Origin of the sequence: Bartonella sp. AD13SXNS, assembly GCF_042196465.1 — a bacterium.
Classification (GTDB): Bacteria; Pseudomonadota; Alphaproteobacteria; order Rhizobiales; family Rhizobiaceae; genus Bartonella.
Map to the genome: position 1 here is coordinate 1 of NZ_JBHIQI010000101.1, position 710 is coordinate 710.

The window sequence follows — 710 nt, forward strand, 5'->3', positions numbered from 1 at the left end:
AACGTAATTCTACTGTTTTCTTGTGTCCTTACAGCTCTGCCTTTTTCTTCTTGCTTCTTCTCATGACGCGCTACAAAGGCATTGGCTTCATTACTCCAATTCAAAGAATCCTGCGCTACTCCTTCAGAAACTTCTTTAATCCGTGCATTCACATTCTTGATATTCTCATCAAGACCAGTAAATGCACTACCAACATTATCAAAAGAGCCGTCTGTTATATTACCAGCTGTATCAACCTTGGATAACTTGTAGGTCGGTCCTGTAAACGCACCATCTTTAAATGCCGTATCACCACCAAGGAATTTAGCTACATTCTGAGAAATCGTGTTGATCTGACTACCATTAATCGCATCATGTGAACTCTCACCAATGGTACCATCCGCTACATTATGAAGTGCAACTGGTCCTGCACCCTTACCTTTACCTAAAGTTACACTGCTATAATCAGTTTTACCATCTGCCTGTTTATCATAGAGAACCACTGCTGAATCTTCTGACTGAAGGCTGCTAGAAAGCTTCTCTAAACTTTGATCAAGTTGCTCTTTGTTAACTGCTTCATTATTCTTCGTTGCTGCCTTAACACCAGAAAGAATCCGGTCCCCTTTGTCTTTATTTGCGATATTGAGTTCTGTACCTTCTACTTCTTTACCAATAGTGATAACTTTTGTCTTTTCATCCTGCTTCGCAAGGCTATCACTGACAACATTAGT

1 pseudogene is annotated in these 710 nt (G+C 40.1%); it reads right to left on the minus strand.

The window, feature by feature from the left end:
• Positions 1-710: pseudogene (locus ACFIMQ_RS09615) on the minus strand (hypothetical protein); the annotation flags it as partial.